The organism is Dongia soli (assembly GCF_034044715.1).
Lineage (GTDB): Bacteria > Pseudomonadota > Alphaproteobacteria > Dongiales > Dongiaceae > Dongia_B > Dongia_B soli.
Window position 1 is genome coordinate 25074 of the sequence record NZ_JAXCLW010000014.1, and the last position, 22090, is coordinate 47163.

General features: G+C 60.7%; 25 protein-coding genes. 12 read left to right on the forward strand and 13 right to left on the reverse strand.

Annotation, left to right across the window (positions count from 1 at the left end):
• Window positions 1–136 precede the first annotated feature (136 nt).
• The 8 genes from SMD27_RS23375 to SMD27_RS23410 form a co-directional block, all read right to left on the reverse strand.
• Entirely contained in the window at window positions 137–1222 is a 1086-nt protein-coding gene (locus tag SMD27_RS23375; RefSeq protein WP_320510871.1) for a GNAT family N-acetyltransferase, read from the reverse strand.
• 169 nt (window positions 1223–1391) lie between these two features.
• Entirely contained in the window at window positions 1392–2192 is an 801-nt protein-coding gene (locus SMD27_RS23380; protein WP_320510872.1) for a hypothetical protein, read from the reverse strand.
• A 59-nt stretch (window positions 2193–2251) separates the two neighbouring features.
• The gene (locus SMD27_RS23385; RefSeq protein WP_320510873.1) at window positions 2252–3058 is read right to left on the reverse strand and encodes an ABC transporter permease; all 807 of its coding nucleotides are present in this window, start codon (window positions 3056–3058) and stop codon (window positions 2252–2254) included.
• Window positions 3059–3077: 19 nt separating this feature from the next.
• Window positions 3078–3830 (reverse strand): ATP-binding cassette domain-containing protein, encoded by a 753-nt coding sequence (locus SMD27_RS23390; RefSeq protein WP_320510874.1) that lies wholly within the window; start codon window positions 3828–3830, stop codon window positions 3078–3080.
• Window positions 3827–4003: a hypothetical protein gene (locus SMD27_RS23395; RefSeq protein ID WP_320510875.1), complete on the reverse strand. Its 177-nt coding sequence runs from the start codon at window positions 4001–4003 to the stop codon at window positions 3827–3829. The genes SMD27_RS23390 and SMD27_RS23395 overlap by 4 nt, the downstream gene beginning before the upstream one ends.
• Before the next feature lie 553 nt (window positions 4004–4556).
• A complete protein-coding gene (locus SMD27_RS23400; RefSeq protein ID WP_320510876.1) occupies window positions 4557–5525 on the reverse strand; it encodes a YVTN family beta-propeller repeat protein in 969 nt (322 codons plus the stop codon).
• 32 nt (window positions 5526–5557) lie between these two features.
• A complete protein-coding gene (locus SMD27_RS23405) occupies window positions 5558–6844 on the reverse strand; it encodes an ABC transporter substrate-binding protein (RefSeq protein WP_320510877.1) in 1287 nt (428 codons plus the stop codon).
• A gap of 37 nt (window positions 6845–6881) precedes the next feature.
• Window positions 6882–7280, reverse strand: coding sequence for a c-type cytochrome (locus SMD27_RS23410; RefSeq protein WP_320510878.1), 399 nt, complete (start codon window positions 7278–7280; stop codon window positions 6882–6884).
• 285 nt (window positions 7281–7565) lie between these two features.
• On the opposite strand from SMD27_RS23410, the gene SMD27_RS23415 reads away from it, so the two are divergent.
• The gene (locus SMD27_RS23415; protein WP_320510879.1) at window positions 7566–8549 is read left to right on the forward strand and encodes a quinoprotein relay system zinc metallohydrolase 2; all 984 of its coding nucleotides are present in this window, start codon (window positions 7566–7568) and stop codon (window positions 8547–8549) included.
• A gap of 191 nt (window positions 8550–8740) precedes the next feature.
• Window positions 8741–9589, forward strand: coding sequence for a quinoprotein dehydrogenase-associated SoxYZ-like carrier (locus SMD27_RS23420; RefSeq protein WP_320510880.1), 849 nt, complete (start codon window positions 8741–8743; stop codon window positions 9587–9589).
• 9 nt (window positions 9590–9598) lie between these two features.
• Here the strand turns inward: SMD27_RS23420 and SMD27_RS23425 are convergent, their stop codons facing one another.
• Window positions 9599–9943 (reverse strand): hypothetical protein, encoded by a 345-nt coding sequence (locus SMD27_RS23425; RefSeq protein ID WP_320510881.1) that lies wholly within the window; start codon window positions 9941–9943, stop codon window positions 9599–9601.
• A 131-nt stretch (window positions 9944–10074) separates the two neighbouring features.
• Between SMD27_RS23425 and SMD27_RS23430 the strand changes: the two genes are divergently transcribed.
• From SMD27_RS23430 to SMD27_RS23470, 10 genes are all read left to right on the forward strand, one after another.
• Window positions 10075–10569: a hypothetical protein gene (locus SMD27_RS23430; RefSeq protein WP_320510882.1), complete on the forward strand. Its 495-nt coding sequence runs from the start codon at window positions 10075–10077 to the stop codon at window positions 10567–10569.
• Between the two features lie 182 nt (window positions 10570–10751).
• Window positions 10752–10835, forward strand: a complete 84-nt coding sequence (gene pqqA, locus SMD27_RS24300) for a pyrroloquinoline quinone precursor peptide PqqA (RefSeq protein ID WP_379990170.1) — start codon at window positions 10752–10754, stop codon at window positions 10833–10835.
• A gap of 54 nt (window positions 10836–10889) precedes the next feature.
• A complete protein-coding gene (pqqB, locus tag SMD27_RS23435) occupies window positions 10890–11816 on the forward strand; it encodes a pyrroloquinoline quinone biosynthesis protein PqqB (protein WP_452094314.1) in 927 nt (308 codons plus the stop codon).
• Window positions 11817–11829: 13 nt separating this feature from the next.
• Window positions 11830–12582 (forward strand): pyrroloquinoline-quinone synthase PqqC, encoded by a 753-nt coding sequence (gene pqqC / locus SMD27_RS23440; RefSeq protein ID WP_379990161.1) that lies wholly within the window; start codon window positions 11830–11832, stop codon window positions 12580–12582.
• On the forward strand, window positions 12582–12857 hold the full coding sequence (pqqD, locus tag SMD27_RS23445; protein ID WP_320510883.1) for a pyrroloquinoline quinone biosynthesis peptide chaperone PqqD: 276 nt from the start codon (window positions 12582–12584) through the stop codon (window positions 12855–12857). Before pqqC ends, pqqD begins: the two co-directional genes overlap by 1 nt.
• Window positions 12854–14050, forward strand: a complete 1197-nt coding sequence (gene pqqE / locus SMD27_RS23450; RefSeq protein ID WP_320510884.1) for a pyrroloquinoline quinone biosynthesis protein PqqE — start codon at window positions 12854–12856, stop codon at window positions 14048–14050. The genes pqqD and pqqE overlap by 4 nt, the downstream gene beginning before the upstream one ends.
• Before the next feature lie 499 nt (window positions 14051–14549).
• Window positions 14550–16352, forward strand: a complete 1803-nt coding sequence (locus tag SMD27_RS23455) for a methanol/ethanol family PQQ-dependent dehydrogenase (RefSeq protein WP_320510885.1) — start codon at window positions 14550–14552, stop codon at window positions 16350–16352.
• Window positions 16353–16436: 84 nt separating this feature from the next.
• Window positions 16437–16958, forward strand: coding sequence for a c-type cytochrome, methanol metabolism-related (locus tag SMD27_RS23460; RefSeq protein WP_320510886.1), 522 nt, complete (start codon window positions 16437–16439; stop codon window positions 16956–16958).
• Window positions 16959–16994: 36 nt separating this feature from the next.
• Window positions 16995–17858 (forward strand): substrate-binding domain-containing protein, encoded by an 864-nt coding sequence (locus SMD27_RS23465; RefSeq protein WP_320510887.1) that lies wholly within the window; start codon window positions 16995–16997, stop codon window positions 17856–17858.
• Between the two features lie 11 nt (window positions 17859–17869).
• Complete coding sequence (locus SMD27_RS23470) at window positions 17870–18433, forward strand: PQQ-dependent catabolism-associated CXXCW motif protein (protein WP_320510888.1); 564 nt, start codon at window positions 17870–17872, stop codon at window positions 18431–18433.
• Between the two features lie 4 nt (window positions 18434–18437).
• Here the strand turns inward: SMD27_RS23470 and SMD27_RS23475 are convergent, their stop codons facing one another.
• From SMD27_RS23475 to SMD27_RS23490, 4 genes are all read right to left on the reverse strand, one after another.
• Window positions 18438–19238, reverse strand: a complete 801-nt coding sequence (locus tag SMD27_RS23475; RefSeq protein ID WP_320510889.1) for an ABC transporter ATP-binding protein — start codon at window positions 19236–19238, stop codon at window positions 18438–18440.
• On the reverse strand, window positions 19223–20008 hold the full coding sequence (locus SMD27_RS23480) for an ABC transporter permease (RefSeq protein ID WP_320510890.1): 786 nt from the start codon (window positions 20006–20008) through the stop codon (window positions 19223–19225). The genes SMD27_RS23475 and SMD27_RS23480 overlap by 16 nt, the downstream gene beginning before the upstream one ends.
• Complete coding sequence (locus SMD27_RS23485; RefSeq protein WP_320510891.1) at window positions 20005–21009, reverse strand: ABC transporter substrate-binding protein; 1005 nt, start codon at window positions 21007–21009, stop codon at window positions 20005–20007. The genes SMD27_RS23480 and SMD27_RS23485 overlap by 4 nt, the downstream gene beginning before the upstream one ends.
• A 275-nt stretch (window positions 21010–21284) precedes the next feature.
• Window positions 21285–21902 (reverse strand): glutathione S-transferase family protein, encoded by a 618-nt coding sequence (locus SMD27_RS23490; protein ID WP_320510892.1) that lies wholly within the window; start codon window positions 21900–21902, stop codon window positions 21285–21287.
• Window positions 21903–22090: the final 188 nt, after the last annotated feature.

Consider the following 22090-nt stretch of genomic DNA (forward strand, 5'->3'; position numbering starts at 1 on the left):
TATCGGAAGACGAGGTGACATCGGAAGATGTCGCACCGCGCAGATGACCTGGATGGGAATTGAAATCATGCCGCGGAGATTCCAGTCCTGCGCCTTGTGTTAACGATCATACGGGTCCGAAACGGCCGCCGCCGTCTCAAGACTCGCTTGGCAATTTTTCGCCGCCGTTCCGTTGCTTCATCGATCGAAGCCAGGTGGCCGCACGCCCCCACCAGCTGACTGAAATGCGGTAGCTTTTGATCTCAACGACTTCATTGCGGCTCCAGAACTTTTTGTTCTGCTCGGCACCAAGGCCGAGATAACAGTCGAGCCGGCGCTGCATCGCCCAGCGCAGCAAATGTTGGTTCAGCAGAACGCCGGGCGACTGCTTCTGGTAACGCATATCGAAACCGGCGATCACGGCGTGCAGAATGACCTTGCCGCAAAAATAAAGCTGCACGGCGAGCGGTTCGCCGTTCAATGTCAACTCCATGAGTTGACATGCCGGCGAGGCCTCCTCATCGGCGTGATAGGCCACCAGGAAATCACGGAAACCCTGTGCGTACAGCCAGGCGCCCTTTTTATTGACGCGCTCCGCCCAAGCCCGCTTTTGCGCCAACAGCCAATCGATCAAGAGCGGGCCGCGACGATCGCCGGGCTCAACCACCTTTACGTCGATCTGGCCAAGTTCGGACAAACGCCGCGCCGACTTCGCATGATCGCGCCGATGGCTTTTGCTGAGTGAGGCGTAATAGCTCTCCCAGGCGCTTTCAGCGCGCAAGGGGACGTGAACCGCAACCCCCGCTTCCTCTTCGAAGTGGTGGCGCTGCAAAATTCCGGCGAGTGCGGAGGCCTGCTTGAAATGAGGCAATATGGCGATATCCGCACCGGATTGGCGGCGCAATATCTCCCACGCGGCGGCGATCCATTGCGTTTGATCGACCGCATCATCGATCAACGCGCTTGAGCATTCGGCATCATTGATTTCAAGTGGACGGAGATAAATCCACAGATGTCGGCGATAGATGACGAGCGGCCAGACAGCAATCAAGCGGCCCTCATCCCAGCCGAGCACGCAGCAGAGCTTTCGCCCTGCCGGTGCCGCAATCGTCTCCCAGATCTTCAAGCAACTATCGAAGCTTTGGAAGGCGCCGGCATTTTCGCTGCGCTGCCACAAATCATCCCAATCCGGTTTCAGCGCGCGAAAGCGCTCGGGATTCCTCGCCAGCTCCAGGTCAGCCAATTCCCTGCCCCCCATGATGGCCGCTTATGCCGCCTTGGCGCGGCCATAGGGGGTCGTATTACCCGCATAGCGCGCAAATCCATTTAACTCGAATCCGCCGACATCGCGTCTAAGCGAATGTACCTAGAGGGGGAATTGAATCATCGATACGGAGCTTCGGTCCCTATCCTTACTTCTGACCCTTGATTTCCGTCTCAACGGCCTTGGACAAGGCAAAGAGGCGCCGTTCCAGCACCACGGGTTGGTCGCACACCAACGGCAGCAGCTTCTCGCGGTCATCGAAGATGCGGGAATCCCAGCTCACCTGCTCCTGCACTGCCTGGCGCTGTTCGGCGATCTTGAGATCGGTCGAGGCCGGGTCGAGCCCGTCCAAGATCTTCATCCCCGCCTGGATACGGTCGGCCAGTTTCTGCTGGCGCTGGTTGAAATGCCGGATACCGCGAATGATGGCGCCCCGTTCGTCATTCAGGGTCTCGAACAGGCCGGCAAATACCTTGGTCATGACCGCGGCCCGGTCCTTGTCATAGCCGGCGGCGAAGCGGTGGAGGGCATCGACCGCCTCCTGCTGCGGCATGCGGCGCGGTGCGACCTGCGCAACCACCGCCTCGACGGCGGAATCCTTGCGCCAGGTATCCGCCGCCTCGGTCGGATCGGGACCGCTCCACATGGCGCCGACCGACAATTCCGGCTGCAGCCGCTGTGCGCAGGGCCAGTCATCGCCGGCATTGCTGGCGGTATTGGCGCTACCCGCACTTTCCGTCTCACCGCTTCCCTCGACAGTCCCGGCATTGGTCGCGCCGGGTGAGGTGGCGCTCGGTGAGGCTCCACCGGGTGAAGATGCGCCGGGTGAGGATGCATCGTCTTGCGCCCGTGCGGCGACGCCGACCCCGCTCATCAGCAGGCCGACGGCGGTAAAGGCGACCGCTATCTTTCGAGTGAATGTCACCTGCATGGTCGGTTGATCCGTCATGCCTTCCTCCACGCTAAAGTTTACGCAGCTCTGCGGCCGCTTTCTCGTCTTTCGACTGCTCACCCGCCGGCCCGCACCCGTGCAAGCATGCCCTTCGCCGGGTCATAGGCGATGATGGCCGCTGCCAGGAAAACGGCGAGGCAGCCGATCACCACCAGGATCGAGAGCGGCTCGATGCGGCCATAAAGCATGAAGCGGATCATCTCGACCGCATGGGTGAAGGGGTTGAGCCGGCAGATATCCTCCAGCAAGGGGCTCCCCTCGCCCACTTTCCACAGCGGATACAACGCCGATGAGGCGAAGAACATTGGAAAGATCACGAAATTCATGACGCCGGCGAAATTCTCCAACTGCTTGATCATCGAGGAGAGCAGCAGGCCCAGCGCACCCAGCATCAGTCCGGAGAGCAGTAATGCCGGAATGACAGTGATATAGCCGAAAGGCGGTGGCTCGATGCCGTAGAAATAGGCGATCAGCAGAAAGACATAGATCTGCGGCAACGAGAGTAGCGCGCCTGCGGATAATTTCGACACCAGGAGGAACCAGCGCGGGATGGGACTGGTCAGCAGCACCCGCATACTGCCCATCTCCCGGTCATAGACCATCGAGAGCGAGCTCTGCATGCCGTTGAAAAGCTGGATCATCGCGATCAATCCGGGGACGATATATTCGTCATAGAGAATATAGGTCTCGTAAGGGGGAATGATCGAGACCCCGAGCACCGAGCGGAAACCGGCGGCGAAGATGAAAAGCCAGATCAGCGGCCGCACCAAAGCCGAGACAAAACGGCTGCGCTGATGCACGAAGCGCAAGCCCTCGCGCCAGGTGATACCGATGAAGCAGCGGATCCAGGCCATGATCGTCATTACAGTTCCACCCGTTTCCTCATGCTGCATTCGTTAAGCGCCGGAAAGCGTCTTGCAGCGATCCGGCGCCGAGACCGCTGACGATCGCACCCGCCTCGCCATAGTGCAGGATGCGTCCGCGATGCAGGACCACGGTCAGGTCTTCCGGTTTCACCTCGTCGATCAGATGGGTCGCCCAGAAAACGGTCAGGCCGCGATCCTGCACCAGGCTGCGTACATCCGCCAGGATATCGGCGCGGCTGCGGATATCGAGGCCGACCGTCGCTTCGTCGCAAAGCAACAGGCGCGGCTGATGCACGAGCGCGCGGGCAATTTCGATGCGCCGCATCTCACCGCCGGAAAAGCTGCGCGCGCGCCGGCCCGCTTCCTTGAGCAGCCCCACCCGGCTCAGCTCTGCGGTGATGCGCTCGCGCGTCACCGCCTGAGAAAGCCCATGCAAGGCGGCGTGGTAAGCCAGATTCTGCGCCGCCGTCAGTTCCAGGTCCAGCGCCCGCTGCTGAAAGACGATCCCCATCTTGGCAAGCGCGGCAGAGGCATGACGGCGCATGTCATCGCCGAAGATCAGGATGCTGCCCGATTGCGCCGCGTAGAGCCGGGTCAGCAGTGAGAACAAGGTCGTCTTGCCAGCCCCGTTCTGCCCGAGCAACACCACGAAACGTCCGGCAGGCACCGCCAGATTGATATCCTCCAACACCGTCCGCCCGCCGATCCGATGCGACAGCCCGGCGATATCGATCGCGGGAGATGCGAGAGCCTGCACGTCGTCAGTCATGAAGGACTTGCTTCCAGGAAACAACGTTGCACCATGTCGTCGCCACCACCTTCACGACAATCTCGCTTGTCACCCTCAGGCTTGACCCGAGGGTCCATCGGAGCGCCGGAAAAATATTGCCTGACTTGCACCAGCCGTCCTTTCTTATCCACCATCGCACCTGCTTTCGCCATGGACCCTCGGATCAAGTCCGAGGGTGATAAGCCAGTTTGCGGCCTGCGATGTGCGATGATAACCGGCATCAGCGTTGTTCAGGAGACCGCCGCCGGCAGGGGAAGCTCGCACCAAGCCCGCGACAACCGGGTTGTCACCCTCGGGCTTGACCCGAGGGTCCATCGGAGCGAGTGATGACTTTTGCCTGACTTGCACCAGCCGTCCTTTCTTATCCAATATCGCACCTGCTTTCGTCATGGACCCTCGGATCAAGTCCGAGGGTGACAAGCGAGTTTGCGGCCTGCGATGTGCGATGATAACCGGCATCAGCGTTGTTCAGGAGACCGCCGCCGGCAGGCGAAGCTCGCACCAAGCCGGCGACAACCGGGTTGTCACCCTCGGGCTTGACCCGAGGGTCCATCGGAGCGAGTGATGACTTTTGCCTGACTTGCACCAGCCGTCCTTTCTTATCCAACATCGCGCCCTAGCTTCGCCATGGACCTTCGGATCAAGTTAGAGGGTGACAAGCTCATTGAAGGCTGGCCCGTGCGACGACGCCGACAATTGTGCCACTCACCGGATTGCCACGCCCCAAGGCAGCTCCCCCACTGTGATCGACTTGGTGACCTTCCGGTCGGCGACGTCGATGACCGAGATGTCATTGGATTCGCCATTGGTGGACAGCAGCAACTTGTTGTCCGGCGTAAAGGCCAATTGCCAGACGCGCTGTCCGACCAGCAAATATTTCTCCACCTTGTAGCTGGCGACATCGACGACCGCGACACGGTTCGCCGGTCCGAGAGCGACGAAGGCGGTCTTGCCGTCATCGGTGATGGCGATGCCAACCGGCTGGATCGTTTCCTTGCGTACGCCGGCAATTTCGAAGGTCACCTTATGCACGATCTTGCGCGTCGCGGCATCGATGATGCTGACCGTACCGCCGACTTCCGAGGAGACCCAGACGAATTTGCCGTCGGGCGTGAATTTGGCAAAACGCGGCCTTGTATCGACCAGCACGCTGTCCACCACCTCATGGGTCGCAGTGTCGATGAAATGCGCCATGCTGGTGGTTTCCGAGGTATTCACCAGCCATTTGCCGTCGGGGCTAACACCCATGCCTTCGGGTTCCGTGCCGACGGGGATTTCGCTCGCCACCGATCCCTGATCGACATCCAGCACCGTCACCATGTTGTTATCCTCATTGGCGACATAGAGTGTCTTGCCATCCGGCGAGAGGGTGAACAACTCCGGGTCCGGCCCGCTCGGCAGCGTCGTCACGACTTTCAGCGTGTCGAGGTCCAGGACCTCGATGTGGTCGGCATCGCTGGTGCAGATGTAAAGCTGCTTCTTGTCATGGCTGAGCGTGATGCCACGGGGTCTTTCCCCTACCGTTACCGTCGCCGTCACTTCCATCTTGTCGAGATCGACGACCGAGATGCTGTTGCCTTTTTCGTTGGAGACATAGGCGGTGAAAGCTTGCGCCGAACCGGCGGCTACAGAGGTAAGCAGAGCAACGCAAACCAGAGTACCCGTCCAACGCATCCTCCTCATCGCACTCCCCATTATTTCCAGCGTCACTTGTTCAAGTGGCAGGCCGATTCCGGCTCATCGTAACCCAAGGTATCGAGCGGTGTCCGTTGATGCAGGAATCCTTCCTGCGGCGACACCGAGACCAGCATCAGCGGCGAAGCCAGCACGATCGGCTGGCGCAATTGCTGGTTCCATTTGCGGAAAGTCACGCCCTGTCCCTTGAAAGCGCCGAGCGTGAAAGCATCGGAGACCAGATAGCTGCGTATGTCGGCGGGATCGGCTTTGCCTGTCCGCGTCGCCGCCTCGCCGATCGCACGCACCGCGACCCAGGCCGAATAATCGCGCTCCAGCATCCAGCGATGGGTGGCAGCCTCGAAACGCCGCTGCATCTGCATGCCGCCCCATTGCTCCTGGCTGCGATGCCAGGCAGTCGGCACCAGGCCCTGGGTACCGACGACGGGCCGGGGGTCCCACGTGCGGTAAGGGAGATACTCGCCGAAGACCTCGCTTTCATCGGCGACGACCAGCACGTCGTAATCCGGCAGGCGCTGGGTCAAATCCGCCATCTGCTTGCGGATCTGCTGTTCGCCAGTATCGCTGCGGCGCGAGCCGGCCTTGAATTCATAGCTCCGTTCCTCGACGATCTTGGCACCGAATTTCTTCGCGCTATGCCGCATCGCATCGGCAAAGGCCTTATCGGCATCGTTGCTGCCGGAAACCAGGACCCAGCGCATCCACCTCTTGACCGCCAGGTATTGCGCCAGCGCATCGGCCTTCATCGCCCGGCTCGGCGCCACGTTGAAGATATTGGCGCGGCAATTCTTGAGACGCAGGCCGTCATCTTCGGCGCGGATATTGAAGATGACGAGATCCTTCGCTTCTGGCAGATCCGCCAATTGCAGCAATCGGTCTGCCGTCAGATCGGCGACGATCAGCTTGGCGCCCTGACCGGTCAGGTCATCGAGCCCGGCCTTGAGGTCGCCGCCGGCATCGACGGTCTTTTCCTTCAGCTCGTAGGTTTGCTTGAGGAATTTTCCTGTGGTCTGGTTATCGGCAAGCGCCACTTTCGCCCCGGCCAATCCCTTATCCTTGGCCACGATTTCGACCAGGGACAATGGCGCCGGTTCGGGGATCGCCTCGGTCAGATAGCCGATCGTGACGGTCAGACCTGCCGGCGCAGTCGTTTGCGTCGTGTTGGCTTGCGGCGTGGCCGCCTCATCCTGCGCCACCGCCGCGCCGGCGAAGAATCCAACCGAGATAAGGATGAGAAGGGCCAGTGATGATGCGATCAGCCACGGATGCGCGGACAGCCGTGGCTTCGCAGCTGTCATCGGCGACCTCTTGAGAGGTTGGGATATCCGACCTCCCTCATTGCGCCCCCGCCTGTTTCAGATAGGCGATCACATTGGCGCGGTCTTCCGCTTTGGGCAGGCCGGGAAAAATCATCTTCGTGCCCGGCACCATCTGACGCGGATTGGTGAGATATTTATCCAGCGTCGCCTCATCCCAGGTCACATTGGCATTCTTCATTGCATCGGAATAGGCGAAACCCTCGATCGAGGCAGATTTTCGACCCACAACACCATGCAATGACGGCCCGATCTTATTTTTGCCGGCTTCGATCGTATGACAGACCTGACATTTGGCGAAAACCTTCTTCCCCGCATCCGCATTGCCTTCCTGGGCAAGGGCGGCATGCGTCATCGCCAAAAGACAGATCGCGGCCGTCGCCAAGACAGCGGCAGGTGCAAGAGCATATCGCATCATCGAGAACGTCTCCTTAACAGCTTATCGAAATCTGGCACGTTGCTTTTCCATGGTGCAATCCCGGCCGCCCGCGTGCTTTCGCGATCGTGCCATATATTGGCCGTCAGGTTAACGCGCCTTCCACGTTAACATTCCGGCCGGTCAACTCTAGAAATGCCGCAAAGCCCCCACAAGCGATGATCGAAGAAATCAGACCAAAGTACAGGCGCTTTCGCAGTGCAACATGATTGCCGAGGCGCGGTCCTTGCCGCAAGCTGACCGGAGCCACGATTGCAGGACACCTGCATGATACGCACCTGTTCACTTCGGCGGCGGCTGCCTGCGCTCATTCCCCTCTTTGCGGTCATCCAGCTCACCGGGACTGCCGCGCTTGCCGTCGACCCGCCCTCCAATGATCCGCCGCAGCAGGTCCCACCGCTTGCGGTAACGGAAATCGCGCCCGGGATTTATGTGCACCAGGGCCTCCATGCGGAAGCCACTCCGGAAAATCTGGGCGGCATTGCCAATATCGGCTTCATCATCGGCAGCGAGTCCATCGCCGTGGTCGATACCGGCGGCAGTCTGCGGGAGGGCGAGGCCCTGCTGGCGGCCATCCGGCAGATCAGCCCCCTGCCCGTCCGCTATGTCATCAACACGCATTTCCATCCCGATCACATTTTCGGCAACGGCGCCTTTGCCGCGTCGCACCCGGAGGTAATCGCCCATGCCAACCTGCCCCGCAGCCTGGCGGCGCGGGCCGGCGACTACCTGGCTGCGGCGCGATCGGCACTGGGTCAAAGTTTCCTCGGCACCGAGATTCCCAATCCGAAGCGGCTGGTCGGCAAGACCGAGGATCTCGATCTCGGCCATCGCCGCCTGCATCTCACCGCCTTCCCGCCAGCCCATACCGATGCCGATCTCACGGTCTATGACGAAAAGACCGGCACGCTGTTTGCCGGCGATCTGTTGTTCATGGAACGCGTTCCGGCAATCGACGGCTCGGTTCTCGGCTGGCTGAAGGCGATCGACAAACTGCGCCGGGTCAAAGCGGAGCGGGTCGTGCCGGGCCATGGCCCGGTATCGGCGCCCTGGCCCGCCGCGCTGGATAATGAGGAAGGCTATCTGTTCCTGATCGCCACTGAAACCCGCAAGGCTTTGGCCGCCGGACAAAGCCTGCAGCAAGCCACCGAGACGGTGGGACTGTCGGAACGTTCCAATTGGCAATTGTTCGACGCTTATAACGGGCGCAATGTAACGGCAGCTTATACCGAACTGGAATGGGAAGAGTGATAGGTGCGGTGGCAACGGTTATCGCATTCACTTTGCAACCACTCACTTGTCACCCTCAGACGTGATCCGAGAGTACAGCCTCGTTCGTTGGTGCACCGTGCATCTTGGTTAGCTGGGCTCGCACTATGGTCGAGCTTGGTCGGGAACCACCCACCGAAGAGGTTAGGCGCTCACCCATGTGGGAGGTGAAGATGAGACTATCGCGAACCGCCTGCATCGGTCAGGCTTTGTCCTTCCTTATATTGCTGACCCTCCTGGCGGTAGCCGCGCCGCGCACCGCCGCTGCCGACGAGGCGAGCGATGATGCCTGGCCGGATCTGCAAACCGCCATCTTCGCCGATCGCCAGATCGCCGATGGTTCCGAGTTCATGCATCTGGAAGCGCCGGTTCGTGCCGCCGATGCGGCGGTGGTACCCCTGGAAATCAAGTTCGACCCGGCACGCATGGCGGGCCTGACCGTGAAAACCATCACGCTTGTCATCGACAAGAATCCGGCCCCCGTCGCCGCCGTTTTCCATCTCGCCACTGCCATGCCCGATCCCAGCATCGGCACGCGGGTCCGCGTCAATGAATATACCAACATTCATGCGGTGGCGGAGATGACCGATGGCAAGCTCTATATGGCCAAGGTCTTCGTGAAGGCGGCCGGCGGCTGTTCTGCGCCCGCCGTCAAGACGCCGGCCGAGGCGGTGGCGCATCTCGGCGAGATGAAGCTGAAATTGCCGCCCAATGCGGCAGCCGGCCAGGCGCCGCGCGCGCAGTTGCTGATCCGTCACCCGAATTTCTCCGGCATGCAGATGGACCAGGTTACCCGCTATTACATCCCGGCGAAATTCATCGAGGCGATCGACATCGCCGTTGACGGCAAGCCGCTGATGAGCGTCGAAGGCAACATCTCGCTGAGCGAGAACCCCTTTTTCGAATTCTCGCTGGCGCCCGATCACACCGATGGATCGAAGTCAGGCGAAATGTCGGTAACGGCGCGCGATTCCGACGGCATGGTCTTCAAGAAGGCTTGGCCGATGCCGGCATCGAGTTGAGGCCGGTTCTCAGAAACAGCGGAAATCCGCTTCGATCTGGGCGAGGCGCAATTGATCGACTACCGCTTTCAGCATCGGCATATCGCGGAACATTGCCGTATTGTCCCCCGGCACCATCCGCATGCGAATGATCGTATCGGCCTTTTCATATGTGTCGTAAGGCACAATGGAGGAGATCGCGTCGATGCTGCAGGAGCAACGCTGCATCATCTCCTGGTTATTGCCGTTGCTGGCCATACAGCCGATGACGTAATCGGCGACTACCGGCGTCGGATAATCATTAGCCTCGGCCGGCATCTGCCCCAGAACAAATGCAAGCGGTGCTGTCAGGAAAGCGATGATGCGGGTTTTCACGACAACCTCTTCTCATCAAGTACCGGGAAGGATCGGCAGCAGAACACAGCCGGCGCGGAGCGTCAATTGCTCAAGAGGTCGATAATGAGCAGATTGATCACGAGCGCGCCGCAACCGACAGGAGCTTATCGGTGATCCCACAAGCGCTCGTCGCCAGCCTGCTGGCAACCGTCGCCCAATATACCGGCTACGCCATTCCCGGAACGCCGCCGGAAATCGAGCAGATATCCCATGCGGCGTTGGAAGCGACTTACTGTCACCGGCCGTGCAAGATCCTCGGTCTCACCACGCCGGAGGGCGTGATCTTGCTAGACGACAGGCTTGCCATCGGCAAGGACGCCGCCGCCACAAGCATCCTGGTGCATGAACTCGCGCATTTCCTGCAACGCGCCAATGCGTCCAGCGGGACGACAGTGAATTGCCAGGTTTGGGCGGAACGGGAATCCGAAGCCTATGATGTGCAATATCGGTGGTTGCGGGAAAAGTCGCCCTCGATCTTGGCATTTTCGCAGTCACTGTCTGAACTTGGGCTGCATCAGATGATACCGCGCTGCGCCGAGGATAGCGGCTCGCTTGGCGGCGATCGCAGGCCTGCTTCCCCGCAACCAGATCGGGTCATGCTATAAATACTGTCCCCGTGCTCCGGGTGGTGCGGCGCAAAATCTTGGCCTAAAGGATGACGATTTTTGGAATACGAGCTGTCTGTGCGTCTTGCCACTGCGCCGCGCGATGACTACACTTCACAATAGTCGGAAAATCCGACTGATAGAGCGTAGTCTATATTCTGTCTAAACTGTGGGAGACAACCATGAAGAAAACGTGGAAGACTCCGCGGGTGCGCGAAATCTGCGTGGGTATGGAAATCAACAGCTACGCCAGTGCGCGTATCTGAACTTAAGACGCCCGCCGGCCAGTAGAGACGGCGCCTAACGGCAGGACCGCGATCATGCATATCGTCGTTCTCGGATCTGCTGCCGGCGGCGGGTTTCCTCAATGGAACTGCAATGCGCCAACGAGCCAGGCCGCACGGCACGGTTCCGAAAAGACGCAGGCGCGCACCCAAACCTCAATCGCCGTCAGCGCCAATGGCGTGGACTGGCTGTTGATCAACGCTTCTCCTGACTTTCGGCAACAGGTTCAACGGAACGAGCGCTTGTGGCCGGAAGCGGGCGAACTGCGTCATAGCCCGATCAAGGCCGTGCTGCTGACCAGCGCCGAGATCGATCATATCGCCGGGCTTCTGTCGATGCGCGAAAGCCAGGCTTTCACCCTGTGGGCGACGCCGCGCGTTCACGCCATCCTGGCGGAGAACCCCATCTTCACCGCCCTTAATCCGGAATATGTCGAACGGCGCGATTTCGCGCTCGACGAGACTTGGCCGGTCAGCGGTTGCCGCCGAGAATTGGGACTTACCATCGAAGCCTTTTCCGTGCCCGGCAAGGTGCCGCTGTTCATGGAAAGCCGCATCCGCGCGGGCAGCGATCTTGCCGGCAGCCGTGACGAAACCATCGGCTTGAAAATCTCCGGCGGTGGGAAATCGTTTCACTTCATTCCCGGCTGTGCGCGGCTGACGGCCGAATTACGCGACCGCCTGCGTGGCGCATCGCTGCTCTTCTTCGACGGCACCTTGTGGCGCGACGATGAATTGGTGCAGCTTGGCATCAGCAGCAAGACCGGGCATCGCATGGGCCATATGAGCATTAGCGATGCCGATGGCACCCTCGCCGCCTTCGCCGATCTCGATGTACGACGCAAGATCTTCATTCATGTGAACACCACCAATCCCATCCTGATCGATGACTCGCCAGAGCGCCGCGCCATCCAGGCAAAGGGCTGGGAAGTGGCGGAGGATGGCATGGAAATTCATTTATGAGCGAGCGTAGTTGATGATTGAGACGCTATTGACGCCGGAAGAACTGGAAATAGCGCTGCGCAGCATCGGTGCCGAGCGCTATCACAATCGCCATCCCTTTCACGGCCTGCTGCATGGCGGCAAATTGAACAAGGGACAGGTTCAGGCCTGGGCGCTCAACCGCTTCTATTATCAAAGCCGCATTCCGATGAAGGATGCCACGATCCTGGCTCGTACCGAAGACCCCGACCTGCGGCTTATCTGGCGTCAGCGCATCATCGATCACGACGGCAATGAAGGCGAAGACGGCGGCATTGCCCGCTGGCTGAAACTGACCGATGCGCTGGGCCTCGACCGCAACTACGTTCTCTCCGGCGACGGGTTGCTGCCGGCGACCCGTTTCGCGGTCGATGCCTATCTGCATTTCGTGCGCGACCGCAGCTTGCTGGAAGCCATCGCCTCCTCGCTAACCGAATTATTCGCGCCGGCGATTATCAGCGACCGGGTGGCGGGGATGCTGGCGAATTACGATTTCGTCTCGCCGACGGCACTTGCCTATTTCGAGAAAAGATTGCACCAGGCGCCGCGTGACGCCAATTTCGCCCTGGATTATGTGAAGCGGGAGGCAAGGCGGCCGGACCAGCAGCACGCCGTCCTTCAGGCCCTACGCTTCAAATGCGATGTGCTCTGGTCGCAGCTCGATGCCCTGCATCATGCTTACGTCGCGCCGGGCAATATTCCGCCCGGCGCCTTCGACCCGGTGCGGCTTTCGGCGATGGACCGCTAATGGCTTTGCCATCGGACATGCGTCCCAAATTGGCCCGCGGCATCCGGCTGCAATTCGACGCCGCGCGCGACCAGTGGGTCCTGCAGGCGCCGGAGCGGGTGCTGGTCCTGGATGAGATCGCAGCGGAGGTTCTGCAACGCTGCACCGGCGAGGCCGATATCGCCGCCATCGTCGCCAGCCTCGCCGAGGCCTTCGAAGCGGAACCGGGCGAAATCGCTGCCGATGTCGATGAGCTGCTGACGGGCTTGATCGAGAAGCGGATCGTCGCCACATGACCGAAATGCGAAGCAAACCAGCCTCGACCGTATCGGGCGGCGTCCCGGATTTGGCACCGGAACAGTTACCGTTACCGGTACGCCCGGTATCGCCATCGGTGGAGCCGCCACTGGCGGCCTTGCTGGAGCTGACCCATCGCTGTCCGCTGCAATGTCCCTATTGCTCCAATCCGCTGGAAATGGACCGGGTGCAAGCGGAACTGACCACCGAGGAATGGTGCCGCGTCATCAGCGAGCTTGCCATGCTCGGCGCCCTGCAGGTGCATTTCTCCGGCGGCGAGCCGACCGTGCGGCAGGATCTGGTGGATCTGGTCCGCCATGCCCGTGAGGTCGGTTTCTATACCAACCTCATCACTTCGGGTGCTGCAATCACCCGCCCGCGTTTCCTGGCCTTGATCGATGCCGGGCTAGATCACGTGCAGCTTAGCTTCCAGGATGCCGAACCCAATTCGGCGGTGCGGATCAGTCATGTTCCCAACATCCAGGAAAAGAAACTCGCTTTCGCCGGCTGGGTGCGGGAAAGCGGCACGCCGCTGACGGTCAATGCCGTCATCCACCGGCAGAATATCGACCATATCGACGCCATGATCGACCTCGCCGTGAAGCTGCATGCCAACCGGCTGGAGGTTGCCCATGTGCAATATTATGGCTGGGCGTTGGCGAACCGCGCCGCACTGATGCCTAGCCGCGCGCAGCTTGAATTTGTCACCGAACGGGTGATGGATGCACGTGAACGCTATCGCGGAAAACTGGTCATCGATTACGTGGTGCCCGATTACTACGCGCATCAGCCGAAAGCCTGCATGGGCGGCTGGGGCCGGCAGTTCCTCAACATCACCCCATCCGGCAAGGTTCTTCCCTGCCATGCCGCGGAAACCATTCCCGGCATGACCTTCCCCTCGGTGCGTGAACAGCCGCTGGCCGATATCTGGGCGCATGCCGAGGCCTTCCAGCGCTTCCGCGGCACCGACTGGATGCCCGAACCCTGCCGCGGCTGCGACCAGCGCGAGATCGATTGGGGCGGTTGCCGCTGCCAGGCGCTGGCGATAACCGGCGATGCCGCTGCAGCCGACCCCGCTTGCGCCAAATCCTCCTGGCATGCCGCGATGCAAGAGATCGCGGCGACCGCGTCCGACGCATCGTCGCAGACCGATTTTCGCTATCGTCGCATGGCCGCTGCGCCCAAGCACTGACGCCGCGGCGCGCTGGTTATAAGCTTCCGCGGCGTCGGATTTGTCGCTGGCGCAAAGCGATATTCGCGTACCGCGTGAATCCGCGCATCTGTCGCGTGCCGTTTCCTGCTCCAAAGAAATGATACGGCAACCTGTATCGTTGCATCTCTTTGCGGTTGCAGTCTCACTCGCGCAATGCGGGCGGCAGCGCGTGATACCGACGCTTATTTTTCCCGACTTACCAAGCCGTTGCTTCCACTTCGCGACAAGCGAAAGACGAATTTGTACCAAAGAACTACGGATTTTCCGCTTTTGCTGATTGACGAAAAATCCCCCGTCGCCCCACTCTAAGGCAGACGCCTGATGGTCCAATTACCGCCGCAAACCAGTACCCATTCGACGCGGCAGAACAACGACAGTGCAATCAGAATAAAAATCACGACCGTCAGCGACGGGCCTGTCCATTCACCAGCAGGATACAGCGAAGCTTCATACATCGCTGTGGAAGGGGAGGAAAACGATGGCTAGATTGTGGTTATCTACGGGCTTCAGCATGACGCTTGCCTTTGCGCTCGCCTCATGGAGCCCGCTGGCTTCGGCCAATGACGAATTGCTGAAGCTGGAGAAGGATCCGAATCAATGGACCCAACCGGCTGGCAATTACGCCAATACGCGTTACAGCAAGCTGGATCAGATCACCAACAAGAACGTCAAGAAGTTGCAGGTCGCCTGGACCTTCTCGACAGGCGTTCTACGCGGCCATGAGGGCGGACCGCTGGTGATCGGCAATATGATGTATCTTCATTCGCCGTTCCCGAACATCGTCTATGCGCTCGATCTCGACAAGAATGGGCAGATCGCCTGGAAATACGAACCGAAGCAGGATCCCAATGTCATCCCGGTGATGTGCTGCGATACCGTCAATCGGGGCGTCGCCTATGGTGACGGCTTGATCTTCCTGCACCAGGCCGATGCCAAGCTCGTTGCGCTCGATGCCAAGACCGGCAAGGTCGCCTGGAGCGCGAATGACGGCGATCCAACCAAGGGCGAGACCGGCACCTCGGCGCCGCTGGTCGTCAAGCACATGGTCCTCGTCGGCAATAGCGGCGGTGAATTCGGCGTCCGCGGCAAGGTGACGGCCTATGACACCAAGACCGGCAAGCAGGTCTGGCGGGCCTATTCCATGGGCCCGGATGCGGATACGCTGATCGAGCCGGGCAAAACCACCAATCTCGGCAAGCCGATCGAGGCGGATGAAAGCCTGAAGACCTGGCAAGGCGATCAATGGAAGATCGGTGGCGGCACCACCTGGGGCTGGATCTCCTATGATCCGGAACTCAACCTGATCTATTACGGTACCGGCAATCCCAGCACTTGGAACCCGTCGCAGCGTCCCGGCGATAACAAGTGGTCGATGACCGTCTTCGCCCGCGACGCCGATACCGGAAAGGCGAAGTGGCTGTATCAAATGACGCCCCATGACGAATGGGACTATGACGGCGTCAATGAAATGGTCCTCACCGATCAGAAGATCGACGGCAAGGACCGCAAGCTGCTGGTGCATTTCGACCGCAACGGCTTCGGCTATACGCTGGACCGTGAGAGCGGTGAATTGCTGGTCGCCGAGAAATACGATCCGGCCGTCAACTGGGCCAACAAGATCGACGTCAAGACCGGCCTGCCCGACCGGGTGAAGAAGTATTCGACGGAAGCCAATGGCGAGGACAACAACACCCAGGGCGTCTGCCCGGCAGCCTTGGGCAGCAAGGACCAGCAGCCGTCGGCCTATTCGCCGAAGACCGGCTTGTTCTACGTGCCGACCAACCATGTCTGCATGGATTACGAGCCGTTCAAGGTGGCCTATACCGCCGGTCAGCCCTATGTCGGCGCGACCCTCAGCATGTATCCGCCGAAGGGCGACGATCATCTCGGCAATTTCATCGCCTGGGATGCGACCAAGGGCAAGATCAAGTGGACGATCCCCGAACAGTTCTCGGTCTGGAGCGGCGCTCTGGCCACGGCGGGCAATGTCGTCTTCTACGGCACGTTGGAAGGCTACCTGAAGGCAGTCGATGCGGAGACGGGCAAGGAGCTCTATCGCTTCAAGACGCCGTCCGGCATCATCGGTAACGTCAACACATACACCCACAACGGCAAGCAATATATTGCCGTTCTCTCCGGCCTGGGCGGTTGGGCCGGTATCGGTATGGCGGCCGGCTTGACCGGCGACACCGAGGGCCTCGGTGCGGTCGGTGCCTACAAGTCACTGTCGCAATACACGCAGCTGGGTGGAACCCTAACCGTCTTTGCCCTCCCAGACTGAAGCCTCAACCGGGCGGGGAGAGGCTCCCCCTCTCCCCGCCTTTTTCTTCACTGCGTAATCGTGGCCGAGTAACGAGGGAACAGAATGAATATGCGTCACCTGCCTCGGGTGAATGTCACCTTTTTCACCGCTTTGACGATCATCAGCCTGGGTTGCATTTCCGCCGGTTCAGCGCAGGATTCGAAAGACGATGCGAATGGGGCCAATCCCGATGACAAGCCCTATCATATCGAAGCCGACGGCACCACCGACTGGCCGATTTTCAACGGCTATCGCCGCTATCACTCCATCTGCCATACCTGCCACGGCCCCGATGGCCTCGGCAGCAGCTTCGGGCCCAATCTCACGGAATCGCTGAAGCATATGACCAAGGACCAGTTCATGGATGTGGTGGTCAATGGCCGCACCAATGTCAGCACCTCCAGTGAGAAGCGGATGCCGGCGCTCGGCACCGATCTCAATGTGATGTGTTACATCGACGATATTTATGCTTATCTGAAGGCGAGGTCCGACGGCGCGATCGGCCGCGGCCGCCCGCAGAAGCACGCTTCGAAGCCTCAGGAAGCCGCCGAGGCGGAAGCCGCTTGCATGGGTAGCGGCAGCTAACAACCTGCACAGCATTTGAGGCATATTCGCGACAGCATGGTCACAGCACCACGATTTATCCCCGGGCACAGCGCCCTGCGATCCGTCCGGCTGACGGCATTGCTGGTGCTGTGCCTTTCTTTTGCCCTGCCGGGCCGGATCGAAGCCGCCAACCGGGTCGAAGCCGTCGACCGCTCGGCCCTGCGCGTCTGCGCCGATCCCAGCAACCTGCCCTTCTCGAATGAGAAAGGCGAAGGCTTCGAAAACAAGATCGCCGAATTGCTGGCGAAGAAGATGCAAGTACCGCTGCGTTATGTCTGGTACCCCAATTCGGTCGGTTTCCTGCGCAATACCTTGCGGGCGCGGCAATGCGATCTTGTACTTGGCATCGTCTCGGGCGCGGAGATGGTGCAGACCACCAATCCTTATTATCGATCGGCCTATGTCATCGTCACCCGCACGGCCGACAAGCTCGATATGCAGTCGCTTGACGATCCCCGTTTGCGTAATCTGAAGATCGGCCTCACCGCTGGAACGCCGCCGGCCGACATCGCCGTGCGGATGGGCCTCATCGGCAATGTCATACCCTATCAGCTCGTCATCGATACCCGCTATGACGCGCCGGGCAAGCAGATGATCGAGGATCTGCGCGCGAAAAAGATCGATGTCGCCTTGCTTTGGGGCCCCATCGCCGGCTATTTCGCCCGCGACCACAAGGACGAGCTGGAGATTCGCCAGCTTTCGGCGCCGAGCAAGAATATCCGTCTCGATTTCTACATCGCCATGGGTGTGCGGCCAGGCGAGAGCAATTGGAAGAACGATATCAACAATCTGCTGCGCCAGAACCAGGACGAGATCACCGGCATCCTGCGCGACTACAATATTCCGCTCATCGACAACCGCGGCCAGTTGCAACCCTGACGAGGCCGGCAATGCGCGCCTTCCGGTCCTCGGTCATTCTGGCAATACTCTTGCTCTCGCCGCTCGCGGCGCAAGCCGAGGACAGCGTCACGCCCGTACCGGAGCCTGACGGCTACCGGGAGGACAATTATCGCAGTCCGGTTCCAGCGAGCCTGGCCGGCGCCACCGTGGTAGATGCCGACGGACTCCACCGCCTGATGCAGACCCAGCCGATCATCGTCATTGACGTGCTGCCGCAACCGCCCCGGCCGGACAAACTGCCGAAAGAGACTCTCTGGCGGCCGCCGGCGCGCCATAACATTCCCGGCAGCGTCTGGCTTGCCAATACCGGCTATGGTGCCTTGTCATTGGAGGTCGACAACTATTTTCGCAGGGCGTTGGAGCGGCTCACTTTCGGCGACAAGGCAAGGATGTTGGCCTTCTATTGTGAAGCCAATTGCTGGATGTCCTGGAATGCCGCCAAGCGCGCCCTCTCCTATGGCTATCGCCATGTCTATTGGTTCCCCGGCGGGGTCCATGATTGGACCAAGGCCGGCTTTCCGACCTTGAGCGCCCAGCCCGTGCCGATGCAATGATCCGCTAGCCCTGCCCCCACGACGCCGGGCTGTCGGCGGCAAGTGCCGGAAACAAGCTCAGCAGATGATCGACGATGACCTTGCAGTCCGCCTCGTCGCGCTGGCCGGCTTGCGCAGGATCCAAGGTCTCGTTCAACACGAAGCGCCCGAGGCTCGGATCGAGCCCGAGAATGCGGGAAGACAGCCGCGCCGCCTGATGCAAGTCATGCGTCACCATCAGCACCGTCGGCCGGTGGCGCTGCCAGTAATCGCCCAGCAATTGCATCATGCGGTTCTCCAAGGCGGGGTCGAGCGATCCCAAAGGTTCATCTAGCAGCAGAATCTGCGGCTCCACCAGCAAGGCCCTGGCGAGCGCGACACGGCGCTGCATGCCGCCGGAAAGCTGCCCCGGATAGCTCTGCGCATTGCCGCCCAGTTCCACCTCGGCCAGCAAGCGGCGCGCGCGATCCTCGAGCGTCGCATCGCCCACCAGCAGCAGGTTTTCCAGCACCGTCAGCCAGGGCACGAGGCGTGGCTCCTGGAACACCATGGCCATGCTTGGCGCCACATCGCCCGGATAGAGGCGCTCACCGCGATCTGCAGTATCGAGGCCGGCGATCAGGCGCAGCAAGGTGGTCTTGCCCGCCCCCGAGGGACCGATCAATGACACGAATTCGCCTGGCTGAAGGTCGAGATCGATCCCGGTCAGCACTTGCTTCTCGGCGGTTTTTGCTGCCGTCGCGCTGCGCTTGCCGGCCACATCGAAGCGGCGTGCCACATCGCGCAACCTCAGCAAGGGAACGGAAGCCGTCATACTTTGCGCCATCGGCTCAGTTCCCGGTCGAGCGGTCTCAAGATCAAGGTTTCGATCGCCAGAATGACCGCCACGAAGACCAGCGTGTAAGCGAGGATGCCGGCGATGTCGAAATAGTTGAAGAAACGGCGGATCTGGAAGCCGACACCATCCGGCCGGCCCAGCAATTCGACCACCAGCACGATCTTCCAGGTCAAAGCAAGGCCGGTCCGCGCCGCCGCCATGATGCTGGGCGCGAGTTGCGGCAGGACGATGCGGCGGATCACGCGCAAACGCGGCACCCGGAAGACCGCTGCCATTTCCAGCAGCGAGCGGTCGAGCGAGCGAGCTCCTTCGCGGGTGATGGCGACCACTGTCGGCGCCTTGTTCAAGGCGACCGCCAGGATCGCCGCCACTTCGCTGAGGCCGAACCAGACATAGCAGAGGACGATCGTAACCAAAGCCGGGACATTGAGCGCAATCACCAGCCAACTGTCGAAGAGATCGTCCACCAGCGCCAGGCGGCCGAAAGTGATGCCGACGGCAACACCGACGATCATCGCTCCGCAAAAAGCCGCCGTCACGCGCAGGAGCGTGATGCCGACATGATAGAGAAGCTCGCCATGCAAGAGTTCCGACCAGGCCACGCTCAGCGTCGCCAGTGGCCCCGGCAGCATGGCCGGATCGGCAATGGCGGCGGACAATATCTGCCAGAACAGGAAGAAGACAATCAGCGACAGGCAACGGAACAGCAGGCGCTGGCGATGAGCCGCCGGTTGCGCGGCACCGTTGCTGACGGTCATCGGCGATATCCCGTCCAGAACGTCCCCGGCGGCAGTTCGGTCAGGCCGCCGACCGCCCGTGGATCGATCTCCGCCATCAGATGAAAAGCAGCATTGGCGGCCGCGATATCCGCCGGCCCATAGCCGTCCGGCATGCCGGCGCGGTAGCCCGCCTTCAGCGCCGCGAACAGCGCCTCGTCCGGCGCCTTCATCTGCGGCCGGAGGCTTTGCCACAACGCATCGCCCTGGGTGTCGTCCCGGCGCAGCTTCTCCTTGGCGTCGAAAGACGCATCCAGCAGGCCCCTCGCGAGCTTGGGATGAGAGACCGCCCAGCTTTCGCGAAAGACCCAGCCCAGCAGAACGGGCGGACGGTCCAGGCCCAGTTGCGGCAGGATGCTGCGGATCGAAATCACCTCGTCGAAACCCTTTGCCTCAAGCTGGGCATTAAACTGCCAGAAATTCAAGACCGCATCGATCCTGCCCCGGCGGGCGAGTTCGGTCAGGATCGGCGGTGCGGCGAATTGCAGCTCGGCCGCTTGCCGCAGATCCAGTCCTGCGGTCTTGCGCGCATAAGCCTGCAGCAGCAGCCAGCTCTTGTCGTCCGGCCCGCCGCCGATGCCGAGCTTGCGGCCGGCAAGATCGCTGACGGACTTGATGCCCTGTTTGGGATCGGCGACGACACCGCCGACCGCGCTGGAAAAGGCCACGAAGGTGAAATCCTTATGCGCCGCGCGCTGCCGCGCCACCCATAGCCAATCGGTGACGATGACATCGACCTCGCCGCTCATAAGCGCCAGCGTTGCTGCATCCTTATCGGCGAAATCGACGGGCACCAGGCGGATGCCATGGGCAGCATCCAGCCCGTGACGCATCACGCTGACCTCCCAATTCACCGTGCCGAATTGCAGCAATCCCACCCGCACCGCCGGCAATTCGGCAGCGCGCGCCGGAAGCGAGAGGCAGCACAGGAGGAGCACCGAAAGGATGTATCGCACGGCGATAACCACAAATGAGCTTGTCACCCTCGGACTTGATCCGAAGTTCCATCGAATGATTGACGGATACTGGCTTGTTTGCATCGACATGGTCGCTCTTGTTCGACATCGCACCCGGCCTTCAACCTAGACCTTCGGACTGAGTCCACAAGCCCCCTTGCTTGCCAGTCATCCTACAGGACGGTTGCGTTGCGGTCTGTGACCTGCATCTCTGTCAACGAGGATGTCAGCCAAGGCCATTCATTCCATGACTGCCGATCGTCGCACAAGATATCGGATGAGAGCGCGCATGGTGCAGGCAATTACACCATCGCCTGGATTGCCGGAATGCCGGGCATGGAGATGAAGCCGGGAATGCCCTTCATGCGATCGATCCAGCGCAAGATGTTGCTATAAGGCTTCAGCGAAATATCGCCCTCGCCGGCCAGGGCCGTATAGGGAAAGCAGGCGATATCGCCGATGGTGGGATAGCCGAGCGCAAGGAATTCGCGATCCGCCAGATGGTCGTCCATGATCTGGAAGACGGCATGGGCGCGGGCCTGCAGGCGCGCCAGGTCGAGCGGATAATTGAGCAGCTTCACCAGCCGTGCGCCGGCCGCGTTCATGATTTCATTGCCGCCGGTCGAGAGCCATTGCGCGATCTCGCCCATCGGCCCCGCGGCATCGGGAAACCAGGTATTCGATTTATCGTATTTGCGCGCCAGATAGATCATGATCGCCTGGGCATCGCGTAGACGCAGATCGCCATCTTCCAGGACGGGCAATTCACCGAAGGGATTGAGCCGGGCGAATTTCGGCGTCTTCTGTTCCTTGCTGATGAAATCAACGGCGATCGTTTCGTAGGAGACTTTGAGGATGTGCAGCAGCAGGCGGACTTTATAGCAACTGCCGGAGAGTTCAGAATCATAGAGCTTGATCATGCGCCATTCCTCTCGCCGCTCTCATGCCGCGCCTTTTCGCTCCTGCCCGTAGCCCCCGCCCCGTTTCATTTATGCCCGTTTCATTTTCGTTCGATCTCGATGACCCTATCCCAGCGCCTTATGGTGATGGCGGAGATGGTCTTCGACGAAGGATTGGATGAAGAAGTAGCCGTGGTCATAGCCGGGGT

Coding starts and splice junctions, on each gene's coding strand:
- SMD27_RS23380 (WP_320510872.1), bottom strand. CDS start 2,192: ATGACGGATCAACCGACCATGCAGGTGACATTCACTCGAAAGATAGCG.
- SMD27_RS23385 (WP_320510873.1), bottom strand. CDS start 3,058: ATGACGATCATGGCCTGGATCCGCTGCTTCATCGGTATCACCTGGCGC.
- SMD27_RS23390 (WP_320510874.1), bottom strand. CDS start 3,830: ATGACTGACGACGTGCAGGCTCTCGCATCTCCCGCGATCGATATCGCC.
- SMD27_RS23395 (WP_320510875.1), bottom strand. CDS start 4,003: ATGGCGAAAGCAGGTGCGATGGTGGATAAGAAAGGACGGCTGGTGCAA.
- SMD27_RS23400 (WP_320510876.1), bottom strand. CDS start 5,525: ATGCGTTGGACGGGTACTCTGGTTTGCGTTGCTCTGCTTACCTCTGTA.
- SMD27_RS23405 (WP_320510877.1), bottom strand. CDS start 6,844: ATGACAGCTGCGAAGCCACGGCTGTCCGCGCATCCGTGGCTGATCGCA.
- SMD27_RS23410 (WP_320510878.1), bottom strand. CDS start 7,280: ATGATGCGATATGCTCTTGCACCTGCCGCTGTCTTGGCGACGGCCGCG.
- SMD27_RS23415 (WP_320510879.1), top strand. CDS start 7,566: ATGATACGCACCTGTTCACTTCGGCGGCGGCTGCCTGCGCTCATTCCC.
- SMD27_RS23420 (WP_320510880.1), top strand. CDS start 8,741: ATGAGACTATCGCGAACCGCCTGCATCGGTCAGGCTTTGTCCTTCCTT.
- pqqA (WP_379990170.1), top strand. CDS start 10,752: ATGAAGAAAACGTGGAAGACTCCGCGGGTGCGCGAAATCTGCGTGGGT.
- pqqB (WP_452094314.1), top strand. CDS start 10,890: ATGCATATCGTCGTTCTCGGATCTGCTGCCGGCGGCGGGTTTCCTCAA.
- pqqC (WP_379990161.1), top strand. CDS start 11,830: ATGATTGAGACGCTATTGACGCCGGAAGAACTGGAAATAGCGCTGCGC.
- pqqD (WP_320510883.1), top strand. CDS start 12,582: ATGGCTTTGCCATCGGACATGCGTCCCAAATTGGCCCGCGGCATCCGG.
- pqqE (WP_320510884.1), top strand. CDS start 12,854: ATGACCGAAATGCGAAGCAAACCAGCCTCGACCGTATCGGGCGGCGTC.
- SMD27_RS23455 (WP_320510885.1), top strand. CDS start 14,550: ATGGCTAGATTGTGGTTATCTACGGGCTTCAGCATGACGCTTGCCTTT.
- SMD27_RS23460 (WP_320510886.1), top strand. CDS start 16,437: ATGAATATGCGTCACCTGCCTCGGGTGAATGTCACCTTTTTCACCGCT.
- SMD27_RS23465 (WP_320510887.1), top strand. CDS start 16,995: ATGGTCACAGCACCACGATTTATCCCCGGGCACAGCGCCCTGCGATCC.
- SMD27_RS23470 (WP_320510888.1), top strand. CDS start 17,870: ATGCGCGCCTTCCGGTCCTCGGTCATTCTGGCAATACTCTTGCTCTCG.
- SMD27_RS23475 (WP_320510889.1), bottom strand. CDS start 19,238: ATGGCGCAAAGTATGACGGCTTCCGTTCCCTTGCTGAGGTTGCGCGAT.
- SMD27_RS23480 (WP_320510890.1), bottom strand. CDS start 20,008: ATGACCGTCAGCAACGGTGCCGCGCAACCGGCGGCTCATCGCCAGCGC.
- SMD27_RS23490 (WP_320510892.1), bottom strand. CDS start 21,902: ATGATCAAGCTCTATGATTCTGAACTCTCCGGCAGTTGCTATAAAGTC.